The organism is Corynebacterium singulare, assembly GCF_000833575.1.
Taxonomy (GTDB): Bacteria; Actinomycetota; Actinomycetes; order Mycobacteriales; family Mycobacteriaceae; genus Corynebacterium; species Corynebacterium singulare.
Genome location: NZ_CP010827.1, coordinates 912,397 through 926,794 on the forward strand (window position 1 = coordinate 912,397; position 14,398 = coordinate 926,794).

At 60.1% G+C, this 14,398-nt stretch carries 11 protein-coding genes and 1 tRNA gene; 6 read left to right on the forward strand and 6 right to left on the reverse strand.

Annotation, left to right across the window (positions count from 1 at the left end; all coding sequences use genetic code 11):
* The first annotated feature begins 53 nt into the window (after positions 1-53).
* From CSING_RS13255 to CSING_RS04260, 3 genes are all read left to right on the forward strand, one after another.
* Positions 54-896, forward strand: a complete 843-nt coding sequence (locus CSING_RS13255; protein ID WP_144403112.1) for a LysR substrate-binding domain-containing protein — start codon at positions 54-56, stop codon at positions 894-896.
* 230 nt (positions 897-1,126) lie between these two features.
* Complete coding sequence (gene istA, locus CSING_RS04255) at positions 1,127-2,761, forward strand: IS21 family transposase (RefSeq protein ID WP_052471350.1); 1,635 nt, start codon at positions 1,127-1,129, stop codon at positions 2,759-2,761.
* A complete protein-coding gene (locus CSING_RS04260; protein ID WP_042528814.1) occupies positions 2,758-3,534 on the forward strand; it encodes an ATP-binding protein in 777 nt (258 codons plus the stop codon). The genes istA and CSING_RS04260 overlap by 4 nt, the downstream gene beginning before the upstream one ends.
* Before the next feature lie 247 nt (positions 3,535-3,781).
* Here CSING_RS04260 and CSING_RS04265 read toward each other — a convergent pair.
* The 5 genes from CSING_RS04265 to CSING_RS04285 all read right to left on the reverse strand — a co-directional run bounded on the left by CSING_RS04265 (position 3,782) and on the right by CSING_RS04285 (position 6,528).
* Positions 3,782-3,857 (reverse strand) — tRNA-Arg (locus tag CSING_RS04265).
* A gap of 71 nt (positions 3,858-3,928) precedes the next feature.
* Complete coding sequence (locus CSING_RS04270; RefSeq protein WP_042530004.1) at positions 3,929-4,216, reverse strand: glutaredoxin domain-containing protein; 288 nt, start codon at positions 4,214-4,216, stop codon at positions 3,929-3,931.
* Positions 4,216-4,761 (reverse strand): dihydrofolate reductase, encoded by a 546-nt coding sequence (locus CSING_RS04275; protein WP_042530006.1) that lies wholly within the window; start codon positions 4,759-4,761, stop codon positions 4,216-4,218. Before CSING_RS04275 ends, CSING_RS04270 begins: the two co-directional genes overlap by 1 nt.
* Entirely contained in the window at positions 4,761-5,585 is an 825-nt protein-coding gene (locus CSING_RS04280) for a thymidylate synthase (RefSeq protein WP_042530008.1), read from the reverse strand. The genes CSING_RS04275 and CSING_RS04280 overlap by 1 nt, the downstream gene beginning before the upstream one ends.
* Positions 5,586-5,652: 67 nt before the next feature.
* Entirely contained in the window at positions 5,653-6,528 is an 876-nt protein-coding gene (locus CSING_RS04285; protein WP_042530010.1) for an NAD-dependent epimerase/dehydratase family protein, read from the reverse strand.
* 104 nt (positions 6,529-6,632) lie between these two features.
* Here CSING_RS04285 and CSING_RS04290 point away from each other — a divergent pair, with 104 nt between their 5' ends.
* Positions 6,633-7,301: a TetR/AcrR family transcriptional regulator gene (locus CSING_RS04290; RefSeq protein WP_042530012.1), complete on the forward strand. Its 669-nt coding sequence runs from the start codon at positions 6,633-6,635 to the stop codon at positions 7,299-7,301.
* A gap of 41 nt (positions 7,302-7,342) precedes the next feature.
* Here CSING_RS04290 and CSING_RS04295 read toward each other — a convergent pair whose 3' ends face one another.
* Complete coding sequence (locus CSING_RS04295; protein ID WP_201773964.1) at positions 7,343-8,101, reverse strand: 3'(2'),5'-bisphosphate nucleotidase CysQ; 759 nt, start codon at positions 8,099-8,101, stop codon at positions 7,343-7,345.
* Between the two features lie 34 nt (positions 8,102-8,135).
* On the opposite strand from CSING_RS04295, the gene CSING_RS04300 reads away from it, so the two are divergent.
* Both CSING_RS04300 and CSING_RS04305 read left to right on the forward strand, forming a co-directional pair.
* Positions 8,136-13,037 (forward strand): Lhr family ATP-dependent helicase, encoded by a 4,902-nt coding sequence (locus CSING_RS04300; protein ID WP_042530014.1) that lies wholly within the window; start codon positions 8,136-8,138, stop codon positions 13,035-13,037.
* A gap of 91 nt (positions 13,038-13,128) precedes the next feature.
* Positions 13,129-14,385, forward strand: a complete 1,257-nt coding sequence (locus CSING_RS04305) for an alpha-hydroxy acid oxidase (protein ID WP_042530016.1) — start codon at positions 13,129-13,131, stop codon at positions 14,383-14,385.
* The last annotated feature ends 13 nt before the right edge of the window (positions 14,386-14,398 follow it).

Genomic DNA, 14,398 nt, shown 5'->3' on the forward strand with positions numbered 1-14,398 from the left:
GTATTTCCTTTCGACAGCTCGAGTACTTTGACGCCGTCGCTGAAACTGGCAGTGTGACTGCGGCTGCTTCAAAACTATTTGTCTCGCAGTCGGCGATTTCGAGCGCAATCGGTGAGCTAGAGTCAAGCCTTAATGTCTCCTTGTTTATACGTCATCCTCGTGGGTTGTCTCTAAGTGCGGATGGTCTCGTAATTCTGAGACATGCAAAGGCTGCACTCGGTGTTGTCAGTGAAATCCAAAATGTTGCACGCCACTTGGGGCAGGAGATTTCGGGGTCTATTCGTCTCGGCTGTTATTCAACAATCGCGCCGCGTCTAGTTCCTCCTCTTGTAGAACTATTGGAATCAAAGTATCCAGAATTGCGGTTATCTTTTGAAACAGGAGATCGTTCCAAGCTTATCGATGGCCTGCGGCGCGGAAACTTCGATGTCATCGTGATTTACGATTACAGTTTTGAACAGGGGCTGAATGAAGTTGGAACGATTACTGAGCTAACGGCGGTTAAACCGTATGCCTTACTGCCTTCTGAACACCCTCTGGCAGGTTCCCCTTCTGTTTGGTTGGAGCAGTTGGTCGAGGACCGATTTATCCTTTTCGAATTGAAGCCAGCAGCACAATATTTTCTGTCCTTGTTCGAGAAAGTCAAGTTAAAGCCAAAAGTTTGGTTTCGGACCGGAAGCAATGAAGTTATCCGAGGTATGGTGGCCCGCGGCCTGGGATATTCCTTATTGACTCAATATTCGGAACTCAGTTTTTCGCATGACGGGAATGCTTATGTTCAAAAGCAGCTTTCGAATGATTTTGATGCGCTGCCTATCGTAGCGGTCACTTTGAAAGGGGGAGAAGAGCGGGCAAAAGTCGATGTATTTCTTTCGTTGCTTAAGGAACTCTATTGAGGATTAAAATCCCAGTAATATGGGGTTGCGGCTTTCATTGTTTGCCAATTTTGCCGTGCATGAACGGGCTAGAGGCCCAGCTACGGAGCTTGTAGTGTTGCGCGGGGGTATCTAGTAACACCGTGGTGACTATCTAGTAACGGGATGGTGAGTATCGAGTAACACTTTGGGGGAAGATTCTTCTGACCGCGTGACAAAAGGGCTCGCGGCATAATCAGAGGAGTCCGATCGTGACTGATTACCGGGCCGTGATGGACCTTGTCTTACAAGGCTGGTCCGTCCGTCAAATCTGCTCGACTGTGCGTTGCTCACATACCACAGTCCAAAAGGCCCGCCAGACAATGGCGGCACACCAGATCACAACCCATGAACAACTCGCCGGCATCACCGACGAAGAAATGGCCACATGGTTTGTTGATGGTCGAAGTCTTGCCCAAGGAGACTTCGTGCCCATCGACTTCGACGCGGTGGCCAAAGCACGTACCGGCCGAAACAAAGTCACTCTCCAAGTCTTGTGGGGCCGCTACACCACCCAACCTGCCCGTCCGTCTCAGCGTTACTACAGCTACGAGCGGTTCCGCCAGCTTGTCGCCGAACACGTTGATGCCACAGGACTTACCGCACGCATTACGCATATCCCGGCACACACTATGCAAGTCGACTGGGCCGGTACCACAATGCGGCTGTTTGACCCGATTGATGCCCGGGGTGCAAAAGTCAGTATTTTCGTGGCGTCACTGCCGTATTCCGGAATGTTGTTTGCCTGTGCTTGCCCGAACCAGCGGCAAGCAGCATGGCTGTGGGCGCATATCCAAGCGTTTGAATACTTCGGTGGCGTCGCTGAAGTCATTGTGCCTGATAATGCTTCGACAGCGTCACACGCAATCGGTGCTGCTGACCGCAACCGGCAGGTTAATTCCACCTACGAGGAATTCCTCGAGCATTACAACACTGCCGCGCTGCCTGCTCGCGCTCGGCGTCCGAAGGACAAGGCGAACGTGGAAGCGGCAGTCAAGATCATCACCCAAAAAGTCATCCATACCCTCCACGGGCATCAATGCGTTGGGCTCGATGAACTCAATGCACGCATCCGCAGCCTAGTTGACGGTATCAATGACGCGGTACCCTTTCGTGGCACCTGCACCAGCAGAAGAATGCTCTTTAATGAGTTTGAACGTGATGTGCTTGGCCAACTTCCCGCATCACCGTGGCAGCATACCGAATGGAAACGCGCGAAAGTCGCCCCCAACTTCCACATCACCGTCAATACTGCTCACTATTCGGTGCCCTACCAGCTCGTCGGCCGCACTGTCGATGTACGCATCACCGGCAACGAAGTAACCGTCTTTGACGCTGGGCAGCGTGTTGCCACCCACCAGCTAGCCCAAGCCCGGGGGATCTATGTCACTGACGTGGATCATATTCCTGCCACCATGGCTGATACCACAGGACTGTGGACCAGTGACTACTTCTACCGTGAAGCAGCCAAGATCGGGCCAGCGACCCAGAAAGTCATCGCAGAACTCATCAGCGCAAAGGCAATCCCTGCCCAGGCATATCAGTCGTGTCGAAACGTACTAAATATGGGCAAGCACGCCAACAAGGCGATTTTGGAACAAGCCTGTGCCCGCCTGATCGCACCTGATGGCGCAAGGAGGGCCGTGTCGTATACCGCGGTGAAAAACATGATGGCTGCGGTACGCAAAGACCAATCCACCCGCCCGACAGGCCATGATCTTCTGCCAACAACACCGCCTGAAACACCACCAGCAGTACACGCACGTGATACCCGCGGCGCGTATCTGGGTGGGTCTGCTCAGTTCAGCATGGAAAACCTTAGGAAGAAAGGACCTTCGCAGTCATGACACAGCCACAACCAGCATCGGCATCAGCACGCTTTCTAGATGAATCGGTCCTGCCGGTCTTTACCGATCTGCGAATGACGGCCTTCGGCCGAACCGTGATTGATATTGCCGCAGATCCCGTCTTCGACTCGTGGAGCTTTTCTGACAAGGTGCTCCACGCACTCGATAAAGAAGTCGCGGCCAAGCGTGAGAGACGAGTCAACAAACTACTCAAAGCATCCCGATCGCCAAATCTTGATGCATGTATCGAAGACATCACCTACGCACCCGGCCGCAACCTCAACAAAGAGCAAATCACCAGACTCGCTCACTGCCAATGGTGTCAAAAAGCGCAAAGCATTGTCATCCTCGGCAAATCATCCGTCGGCAAAACCTACCTGGCCCAAGCACTGCTAACCGCCGCGTGCAGAAACGACTACTCCGCCCGCTTCTTCCGCACAGACACACTAGCCAACCAGCTGATGGTGCTACGCCATAATGACGCAGCACGCATGGAATTTCTTCAAGACCTACACCTGGCAGACGTACTCGTTCTTGACGACTTCCTAACAACCCCGATTGATGCAGCCACAGCACACCAGCTACTCAATATTCTTGCGGAACGTGAACACCGGGGATCAACGATCGTGACCTCACAGTTCACGCCCGACGAGTGGTACAAATCCATCCCGGATGCTGTCATCGCCGAGTCGATACTGAATCGGCTTGTCGTTGGCGCTGAGATCATCACACTGGAAGGACCCAACATGCGCCTAGAAGGCAACGCAGAGTAGTTGCTCATAAGCAACGCCCGGGTGTTACTCAATACTCACCCGGGCGTTACTGCTTGCTCACCACGGCGTTACTAAATACGTGGTCCTAACACTTGTAGGCCAAAAATGGGGCACAAATATGTGTCGAGCAGCTCACTGTCGTGTTGAGCTTCCGGGACGCCCCAGAGAGTCGAATCGCTAGTTTCTGGGGCAACTGAAAACGAAAAATCTCGAGACACCGACCGGAACGATGTCTCGAGACTTCACATGGTGCCCCAGAGAAGATTCGAACTTCCGACACCGGCTTTAGGAGAGCCGTGCTCTATCCCCTGAGCTACTGGGGCGGGGGTGCGTTGTGCACCTAGGTAAGACTAGCAGCACCGCTCGGTGTGGCGGTAAATGCGTCGCCTTGGATTTACTTGCCGGCCAGCTCCGCGTACTTGGCCTGTACCTCGCTGGCGGAAGGGTTGGTGGCGTGCGTGCCGTCGGAGTAGAGGACGGTGGGCACGATGCGGTTGCCATCGTTGACGGATTCAATCCACGCGTTGATATCTTCGGTGCCTTCCGCTTCGGCGTCGACAAGCGCGTGCGGGGTGCCGAGCTCATTCAGATCCGTCAGCAAGCGCTTGCAGAACGGGCACCAGTCGGCAAAGAAGATGGTGACGTGCTCAGTGGTTTCGGGAGTAGGAACGTTGGTGCTCATTAGGCGGCAGCCTTTCTGTTGTAGGTGAGGAATCGGTATTTCATGGGCAGCTCGCTTGGGGGCTGACCGGGGATGGTGAGGTGACCAGACTCGGAGGTGAGCCAGTCGGTATCGGCAGACAAACTGAACTCTTCGGGCACAGTGGGGGCGTGGACGGCATCCGCGCCGTAGGCATCGCCGACCTGCACGCCCATGAGGGTGAGCTCAATGGTGTCGACCCGGTCAAGGGAGGAGTTATAGAGTTGGCCACCGCCGATGATCCAGGCGTCGCCAAGCACTGCATCGAGTGCGGCGTCGAGGTTGTCCACCACGGTGGCGCCCGCAGACCACTCGCCAGGTGCGCGACGGGAGAGGACGATGTTCTCCCGGCCTGGTAGCGGGCGGAACTTAGGGTTGAGGGATTCCCATGTCTTGCGGCCCATGATGACGGGCGCGCCCATGGTGACCTCTTTGAAGTGTTTGAGATCCTCTGGCACGTGCCAGGGCATGACGGCACCGTCACCGATGATGCCGTCGAGGGACTGCGCCCAGATAGCACCGAGCATTAGACGGACACCTGCGCCTTGATGGTGGGGTGGGGGTCGTAGCCGATGATTTCGAAATCCTCGAAGTCATAGTCAAAGAGGCTCGCGGCCTTGTGGAGCTTGAGCTGTGGGTATTCGCGGGGATCGCGGGAAAGCTGCTCCTTGACCTGCTCGATGTGGTTGTTGTAGATGTGGCAGTCGCCGCCGGTCCAGATGAGGTCGCCCACCTCGAGACCTGCTTGCTGGGCAAACATGTGGGTCAGCGCGGCATAGGAGGCCAGGTTGAAGGGAACACCGAGGAACATGTCGGCTGAGCGCTGGTAGACCTGCATGGAGAGTTTGCCGTTAGCGACATAGAGCTGGAAAAGCAGGTGGCAGGGCATGAGCGCCATCTTGTCCAGCTCAGAAACGTTCCATGCGGAGACGAGGTTGCGGCGGGAATCCGGGTTGTTTTTCAGGGTATCGAGCGCGACCTGAATCTGGTCGATGTGCTGGCCATCCGGTGTGGGCCAGGAGCGCCATTGCACGCCGTAGACAGGGCCCAGTTCGCCGTCCTCATCAGCCCACTCGTTCCAGATGCGGACCTTGTTCTCTTGCAGCCACTTGACGTTGGACTCGCCGCGCAGGAACCACAGCAGCTCACCAATCACGCCGTGGAAATAAACCTTCTTGGTGGTGAGCAGCGGAAAAGACTCCGCCAGGTTGTAGCGCAGCTGGGCGCCGAACAGGGAACGGGTACCGGTGCCAGTGCGGTCGCCTTTGGGTGTGCCTTCTTCGAGGACGCGGCGGAGAAGATCCTCATATGGTGTTGTGAGGGCTGAAGAAGCGGTGGGAGTGTCACTCATGATGTCCAAGTGTAGAACGTTGGAGAAATCTTAGGTAGAGCGGTAGGGGTACCGGTGATGAGATTTGTTATTTCGATAGCTGGGCTTGATAAATAGCCTCTAGAGCTTCGTCGATTGGGGTCGCCTGCCATGAGGACGTGGCACCGGTAAGAATTGAGGGACGGTCCCACAGGTATCTCATTTCTTTCAGTCCTCGGAGGTCCGTGCTGGCAACGCCAGCTACTTTCAGCATCCATGGGTGAATGGTGATGGGGGAGTGTTGGCATCCGGCACGTCGAGCAAACTCAGCTTGAGTCAGAGCGGGAGCGCAAGGTGTGGAAATTATTGGGGGTGTTGAATCATCTAAAAGTGCGTCTGCCAACGCTCGTGCAAAGTCTGGAAGATACGTGACCGAGTGTTTAGCGTGTGCGTTAAAAAGAGCAAGGGGACGCTTCTTCCCAATGATGAGCTGATGGTAAACGCATCCGGGGCCGGCATCTGGTCCGTACAGATCGGCCGCGATTACTGAGGTAGTGCGCGAGGGGGAGGCTAAGCGGTTCTCGATTAGGGTCGCTCGAACACCGGGTTTGCCATTGCGAGATCGGGTGAGGGGAGTATCAGGCGAAATCACCTCGTAAGTCTGGTCGAACCCATACATCGATTCGGGAAAGACGACGGGGATGCCCCGTTGGGTGGCTACCTTCAGCACGGTTTCTTCAGCTGGAATGAGTAGGTCGCGCCACTTTTGTGCGTCATATGGGGCGTGGATGCAGTGGGCAATGGCGTCGATCTGGTCTGGGTAGGCGTCACTGTGTGTTGCGTCGCCCTTCTTGAAATCAACGTTTTCACTGGTGGCGAATTGGGGCTGTCGCCGCGTCATGATTGTGCATGTGTGCCCTCTTTTTGCGAGTTCACGTGATAGTGCACGGCCAACGGGGCCCGCGCCGGTGATGAGAAAGTGCATTGAGTGTCCTCCACTCTTATTAGTGACTGGCGCTCTCTAAGGTTATAGGTGCACTGGGCTACCGTCAAGAGCAGTGCTCTCTTTTGTGTTGATATAGTTTTCATATGTCGATGACACCAAGAGCGCGTGCTCGCGAAGAGACGATGTCGCGCATTGTTGAGCTCGGACGAAAGCAGCTTGATGCAGGTGGCCCAGAAGCCTTGAATCTGCGTGCAATTGCTCGTGATTTGGGGATAGTTTCTTCGGGTATCTACCGCTATGTGCCCGACAGGGCCCACCTATTAACGATGCTGATTATCGATGCGTTTGAAGCGCTCGATGGCGCCGTTGCCCAAGGAGTGGGTACGGCTACTGGGACGCGAGCTAAATTCGTGAGCCTTGTGGCCGCTATGAGGATGTGGGCTTTGAAATTTCCTCAAAGGTGGGCGCTTATTTACGGCACGCCCATCATTGGATACGAAGCGCCCGCCTCAGAAACAACGGGTGCGGGTACAAAAGTTAGTCGGCGACTAGCCGTTTTGTTATCTGAGACCTCGGTTAAAGAGTTAGAACCGCGTTCCTCTCAGCTCTCGCAAGACCTTGCTGCGGCATCTGATGAGCTTGATGTGGAACTTCCCGCTGACGTCATGGAAAAGGCGCTTGAGGCGTGGATACAGATAATTGGCGTGATTAATGCCGAGGTTTTCGGTTACCTCGGCAAAGACACACTAAATGACTACCACGAGTTTCATGCTCGAATGGTTTCTCGTCTTGCAGACGAGTTGGGACTTTGACTTAGCGGCGCTGCGTAGGAGGGGAACGCCGCACAAGAAACCTAGTACCCGCCGTTGGCCTCCGCGTAGGCGGCAGCGTGCTTGAGAATATCTTCGGCCAGCTCCGGGCGGCAGATCAACAGATCTGGGATGAAGGTGTCCTCGTTGTTGAATTTGATGGGGGAGCCGTCCAAGCGCGAGCAGTGCAGACCCGCGGCCAAGGCAACGCCGACCGGGGCAGCCTGGTCCCACTCGTACTGGCCACCGGCGTGAATGTAGGCGTCATAGTCACCCAACAAGACGTGGATGGCCTTGGCACCTGCAGACCCCACGCCGACGGTCTCAAAGCCCATCTTGTCCGCGACATAACCCGCCACCTTCGGCGGGCGGTTGCGAGAAACGACAAACTTCTTCGACAGCGGGCCGGTCACCGCCCGTACGTCGGAAGACTTAAAAGTCACTCCCATATCCGGCATACCTACGGCTGCGTGGATAGGGACTCCGTTTTCCACCAGTGCGATGTGGACGGCCCAGTCTTGGCGGCCGGTAGCGAACTCCTTGGTGCCGTCGAGCGGGTCAACGATCCACACGCGCTCCTTCTTCAGGCGGCTCAAGTCATCGGAGGCTTCTTCAGACAGGACGCCGTCCTGAGGGCGGTGCTGCTCCAGCACGCGGGCAATCCATTCCTGGGCGGCTTCATCGCCGGCATCACCAAGCGCCAAGCCGCGCAACAGGCCACCGTTGCGCACACCTTTGAGGATCTCGCCGCAGCCATCGGCGAGGGAGTTGGTTAGACGGGAATCAGAAATCTCAACGGTCATAACGCCCAGATTACCGCGCGCGCTACAGTAGGGCATGCCCAAAAACGTTCTCGGAAAGTTTCGCCCGCAGGTCGCCGGCTGGTTCGAGAACGTTTTCGCTGCTCCTACCGCCGTTCAGGAACAAGCATGGGAGGCTATCTCCGAGGGAGCCCACGCCCTCGTGGTGGCCCCGACTGGTTCTGGTAAGACACTCGCGGCCTTCCTATGGGCACTGAACTCTTTGGTGGAGCGCGAAGGCCAGACCGCCCTGCCGCTGAGTACCGAGCCCACACGCGAGGGCGCTCACGACGGCGTACGGGTGCTCTACATTTCCCCGCTCAAGGCCTTGGGCGTGGATGTGGAGAACAACCTGCGTGCCCCGCTCAATGGCATCGCGCGCACTGCTGAGCGCCTGGGGCTCGACGTGCCGGACATCACCGTGGGCGTGCGCTCCGGCGATACCCCGCAGGCAGAGCGCTCCCGCCAGGTGCGCAAGCCGCCGGACATTCTCATCACTACGCCGGAATCGGCCTACCTCATGTTGACGTCGAAGGCGGCCGGGATCCTGAAGACCGTGGATACCGTCATTATTGATGAGATTCACGCCCTGGCCGGCACCAAGCGCGGCGTACATCTGGCCTTGACTCTTGAGCGGTTGGGGCGTATCGCCGGCGAGTTCCAGCGCATCGGCCTATCTGCCACCGTGCGGCCACTGAGCGCCGTATCGAACTTCCTGGGCGGTGACCGCCCCGTCGACATCATCGCGCCACCGGCGAAGAAGCGCTGGCAGCTCGACGTCCACGTGCCGGTTGAGGACATGTCGGACCTGCCCACCCCGGAGCAGGGTTCTCCCATCGGGGAGGCGACAGTCGAGGACCCCTTAGGCATCACGCAAGGCCCTCAAGATGCACTGCGCGTGCATGCGCAGGACGGGGCAGGGGAATCGGCCCTGCCCTCGGCGAAGTCCATTTGGCCCTTCATCGAAGAAGAGCTCTACGCCGAAATCATGGAGCACCGCTCCACCCTCGTCTTCGTAAACTCGCGGCGGACTGCCGAAAGGCTGACCAGCCGCCTCAACGAGCTCTACGCCCAGGAGCACGACCCAGAGTCCTTAAGCCCTGCAACCCGGCGCGACCCAGCCCAGCTCATGAAGCAGGTCGACGTTGCTGGGAAGGCCCCGGCTGTTATCGCCCGAGCGCACCACGGCTCGGTGTCCAAGGACGAGCGTGCGCTGACGGAAACCATGCTCAAGGAGGGAACGCTGAAGGCCGTCGTGGCGACCAGCTCCCTAGAGCTGGGCATCGACATGGGTGCGGTGGAGCTGGTGGTGCAGGTGGAATCCCCGCCGTCGGTGGCGTCGGGCCTGCAGCGCGTGGGGCGCGCCGGGCACTCGGTAGGCGCGGTGTCCCACGGTTCCTTCTACCCGAAGCACCGGGCGGACCTTGTGCAGTCGGCGCTCACCGTCGCGCGCATGGAGGACGGCCTCATCGAGGAGATGCACGCCCCGCGTAACCCGCTCGACGTGTTGGCCCAGCAGACGGTGGCCGCTGCGGCAGCGGCAGGGGAGGAGGGCCTGCTTGCCGACGACTGGTATTCCCTCATCCGCCGCTCCTGGCCCTACCGCGATCTGGCACGCGAGGTCTTCGATTCCGTGCTGGATCTGGTCAGTGGCGTGTATCCCTCGACGGATTTTGCGGAGCTTAAACCCCGCGTGGTCTATGACCGCGTGAGCGGCGTGCTCACCCCGCGTCCCGGGGCGCAGCGCGTGGCGGTGACCAACGGCGGTACCATTCCCGACCGCGGTATGTTCGGCGTTTTCCTCGTGGGAGGCAACGAGAAATCCCCGCGCCGTGTGGGTGAGCTCGATGAGGAAATGGTCTATGAGTCGCGCGTGGGGGACATCTTCACGCTTGGTGCGACGAGCTGGCACGTGGAGGAGATTACGCGCGACCAGGTGCTCGTCAGCCCTGCCCCGGGGCATACCGGGCGGTTGCCCTTCTGGAACGGCGACCAGGCTGGGCGTCCCTTTGAGCTGGGCAAGGCGTTGGGAGCGTTTCGTCGAGAAGCATATGCGGACCCGGCCATCGTGCGCGATGCCGATGAGCTCGCTCGCCGCAATATCGCGGCCTACCTGAAGGAGCAGGAGGAGGCCACGGGGCTGATTCCGGATGAGAAGACGCTGCTGCTGGAGCGCTTCACAGATGAGTTGGGGGATTGGCGCGTGCTGCTGCACACCCCGTTTGGCCGGCCGGTCAACGCTGCGTGGGCGCTGGCGGTGGGACAGCGCGTGGCGGAACGGACAGGCATGGACGCTCAAGCCGTGGCGGGCGATGACGGCATCGTGCTGCGCCTGCCGCAGGGCGAGGCGGACCCGGATGCATCGCTGTTTTCCTTTGACGCCGACGAGATCGCGGACATCGTCACCGAGCAGGTGGGTAACTCTGCGCTCTTCGCCTCCCGTTTCCGGGAGTGCGCGGCGCGTGCTTTGCTCCTGCCGAGGCGCAATCCGGGCAAGCGCGCGCCCTTGTGGCAGCAGCGCCAGCGTGCAGAGCAGCTTCTCGACGTCGCCCGCAACTACCCCTCCTTCCCCATCATCCTGGAGACCGTGCGCGAGTGCGTGCAGGATGTTTACGACTTGCCGGCGCTCACGGAGGTCATGCGGGAGCTGTCGCACCGCCGCATCCGTATCGCGGAGGTCACCACGGAGCAGCCCTCGCCTTTTGCCTCCTCGCTGCTGTTTAACTACACCGGCGCCTTCATGTACGAGGGTGACTCACCCCTGGCGGAAAAGCGAGCGGCGGCCTTGGCGCTGGATCCGGCGCTTCTGGCGAAGCTGTTGGGCACGGTGGAGCTGCGCGAGCTTCTCGACGCCGACATTATCGCCGAGGTCCACGCCCAGCTGCAGCGCACCACCCCGGAGCGTCAGGCGCGCACCACCGAGGAGGTCGCTGACCTGCTGCGCGTGCTGGGCCCGATTCCCGTCGACGAGCTGGGCGCACATTGCACGGTGCCATTGAGCGCACTCGATGCGCTCGGTGCGCGCATTATGCGGGTGCGTATCAACGGCCGCGAACACATAGCCCAAGCGCTGGATGCGCCGCTGCTTCGCGACGGTCTGGGCATCCCCGTCCCGCCCGGCATCCCCGCCCAGCAAGCCACGATTACTGATGCTGTGGACCAGCTCGTCAGCCGGTGGGCGCGCACGCGTGGGCCGTTCATCGCGCGCGATGTGCAGGAAGCCTTTGGGCTGTCCGCTGCCGTGGCGCACTCGACGCTCAATGGTCTGGACTCCATCTTGGCCGGGCACTACCGCCAGGGCGTGGAGGAACAGGAGTACTGCGCGGCGGAGGTGCTCAAGGTTATTCGCTCCCGCTCGCTGGCTGCTGCCCGTGCGGCCACGCAGCCGGTCTCGCCCGCAGCCTTCGGACGCTTCCTGCCGGACTGGCAGCAGGTGGCGGCCGTGGGCCGGCGCCCAGTGTTGCGCGGAGTGGATGGTGTCTTTGCGGTAATCGAGCAGTTGGCGGGTGTACGCCTTCCGGCATCTGCGTGGGAGAGCCTCATCCTGCCCGCGCGTGTGGGGGATTATTCGCCGACCATGCTGGATGAGCTCACCGCTAGTGGCGAGGTCCTCATTGTGGGCGCGGGCAAGGCGGGTGCGAATGACCCCTGGATCATGCTGCTGCCGGTAGATTATGCAGCGCAGTTGGCGCCGCAGGTCTCCGCGGAGGAGGTGGGCTTGTCCATGCTGCAAACCCAGATCCTTGAAGCCTTAAGCGGCGGCGGCAGCTACCTCATCTCCGATATCCAACCGCGCTTGAGCGGCACGAGCGAGGAGGTTCGCGAAGCGCTCTGGGGCCTAGTAGAAGCCGGCTTGGTGAGTCCCGATTCCTTCTCCCCGATCCGTGCTCACCTGGCTACGGGCGGCCGCGCGGGGCGGGCTGCTCACCGCGCTAAACGCCGGCCAACCCGGTCCCGCCTGCGCATGGGGCGTACGTCCTTTGCCCAGTCCCACAATGCCGTAGGAACGCAGAACGCCCCCGACGTGGTGGGCCGCTGGTCCCTGTCCGTTCCCGCCGCCACGGATGCGACGTCGCGGTCCATCGCGCATGGCGAAGCCTGGCTGGATCGCTATGGCGTGCTCACCCGCGGTTCCGTGGTGGCCGAGGACGTCCTTGGTGGTTTCGCCCTGGCCTATAAGGTGCTCTCTGGCTTTGAGGAATCCGGCAAGGCCATGCGCGGTTACGTCATCGAGGGCCTAGGCGCTGCGCAGTTCTCCACCCCCGCGGTCATCGACCGCCTGCGCGGCTTGGCGGATTCCCCCGACGTCACGGGCTGGCCTTCTGGCACTCGTGAGCCGCAGGTCTATGTCCTTGCCGCCACGGACCCCGCGAACCCGTATGGCGCAGCGCTACCGTGGCCGCCTTCTGACGGCACCGACTCCGCAGCCCGCCCCACCCGCGCCGCGGGTGCCTTGGTGGTACTCATGGACGGCTTGCCTGTTGCGCACCTGACCCGCGGCGGCAAGACGCTCACCACGTTCTTCGCGGCGCTGCCCGAGGGCATCGAGCGCACCGAGGTGGTGTCCGCCATTCTCGCGGGCCTCTCTGAGCTGGTTGCCGCAGGCCGCCTAAGCAAGCTCGTCATTGAGAAGGCTAACGGCCGTCCCATTTTTGACGGTGAGCTTGCCGGTGAGTTGCGCGCGGCCGGTGCGGCTTTGACACCGAAAGGTGTGCGCATTACTGGCTCCGCGAACTCAGTGATGCCTTCGCGATCTTCTGCAGCCCCCTCCGAGCCGCACCGTCCCGCTCGCCGGGGAGGACGTCGCGCCGTGGACGCCATCGAGGAGCTTTCCTTCGACGACTCGGACGAGGAAGCTCCTGGCACCGTGGGCGAGAATGGTTCACCCGGAAAACCTGGAAGCCCGGGTGGCTTCCGCCCGCGACGCCGTCGACGCTGAATTTTAAGGGGCAATGCTTCCTCAGCGACTCGGCGCGAGGCCTAACGTGGAAGGACGATAGACCATTCGATTTTAAGGAGTCGTGCTTTCCATGCGGCTAAAGCGCCAACTGCCCAACGTCACCGAGCTGAAAAACCTCATGCGATTCGAGGCTCCCAACTTTGACCGCCGAGCCGCCCGTCTGGCGGAAGCTGCAGACGTGTGGGATCTGCGTCGGATTGCCAAGCGCCGCACGCCGAAGGCTGCCTTCGATTACGTCGACGGTGCCGCCCGCGATGAGGTGAGCTACAGGGAATCCCGTGACTTCTTCCGTGATGTGCGCCTTATGCCCAACGTGCTCAATGGCGCACATGACATCAACCTCGGCACCGAGATCGCCGGTGAACCCGCCGCGCTACCTTTCGGAATTGCCCCAACCGGTTTTACTCGTTTCATGCATGCCGAGGGCGAAGATGCCGGGTGCCAAGCCGCGCGCGATGCAGGCATCCCGTTTACGCTCTCCACGATGGGGACGCGCTCGGTGGAGGAGGTGGCGGCGTCGCAAAGCACGAGCGGACGCCGCTGGTTCCAGCTCTACCTGTGGAAAGATCACGCTGCGTGCCAGGACCTTATGGACCGCGCTGCCGCGAACGGCTATGACACTCTCGTCGTCACCGTGGATACGCCCGTGGCAGGCCAGCGCCTGCGTGATACCCGCAACGGCATGCGCATCCCGCCGCGCCTGACCGCCGGTACTGTCTTCGACGCCGCGTGGCGCCCGGAATGGTGGTTCAATTTTCTTACCACGGACCCAGTCACTTTCGCCTCCCTCACGTCCACTACCGGCACCTTGGGCGAGCTGGTCAACACCATGTTTGACCCCGGCCTCAACTTCGAGGACCTGGCGTGGATACGCCAGCAGTGGAAGGGCAAGCTCTTCGTCAAGGGAATCGTCAACCCGGCGGACGCCCGCAAGGTCATCGACCTGGGCGCTAACGGAGTGGTCGTTTCCTCCCATGGCGGGCGCCAGCTCGACCGCGTAGTCAACACACTCCAGGCCCTTGAGGCCGTGCGCGCAGAGGTGGGCCCAGAAGTAGAGATCATCTACGACTCCGGCGTCATGTCCGGCGTGGACATCGCCATCGCCTTGGCCCTCGGCGCAGACTTCGTCCTCATCGGACGAGCCTACCTCTATGGTCTGATGGCTGGCGGTAAGGAAGGCGTCGACCGCGCCATCGAGCTGCTCGCTGCCGAATTCAAGAACACCCTGCAGCTGCTGGGTGTGAAGAAGATTGAGGATCTTGGGCGACAGCACGTCATTACCCCGTGGGAGCCGTTGGAAACTGGGCAGCACACGCCGGTAGAGTAGGCACCCGTTTGGT

Bases quoted from the DNA above. Each gene is read 5' to 3' on its own strand.
- CSING_RS04275 (WP_042530006.1), bottom strand. From the start codon at position 4,761: ATGCTCGGTGCTATCTGGGCGCAGTCCCTCGACGGCATCATCGGTGAC.
- CSING_RS04295 (WP_201773964.1), bottom strand. From the start codon at position 8,101: ATGACCGTTGAGATTTCTGATTCCCGTCTAACCAACTCCCTCGCCGAT.
- CSING_RS04285 (WP_042530010.1), bottom strand. From the start codon at position 6,528: ATGCACTTTCTCATCACCGGCGCGGGCCCCGTTGGCCGTGCACTATCA.
- CSING_RS04280 (WP_042530008.1), bottom strand. From the start codon at position 5,585: ATGAGTGACACTCCCACCGCTTCTTCAGCCCTCACAACACCATATGAG.
- CSING_RS04260 (WP_042528814.1), top strand. From the start codon at position 2,758: ATGACACAGCCACAACCAGCATCGGCATCAGCACGCTTTCTAGATGAA.
- CSING_RS04290 (WP_042530012.1), top strand. From the start codon at position 6,633: ATGTCGATGACACCAAGAGCGCGTGCTCGCGAAGAGACGATGTCGCGC.
- CSING_RS04305 (WP_042530016.1), top strand. From the start codon at position 13,129: ATGCGGCTAAAGCGCCAACTGCCCAACGTCACCGAGCTGAAAAACCTC.
- CSING_RS04270 (WP_042530004.1), bottom strand. From the start codon at position 4,216: ATGAGCACCAACGTTCCTACTCCCGAAACCACTGAGCACGTCACCATC.
- CSING_RS04300 (WP_042530014.1), top strand. From the start codon at position 8,136: ATGCCCAAAAACGTTCTCGGAAAGTTTCGCCCGCAGGTCGCCGGCTGG.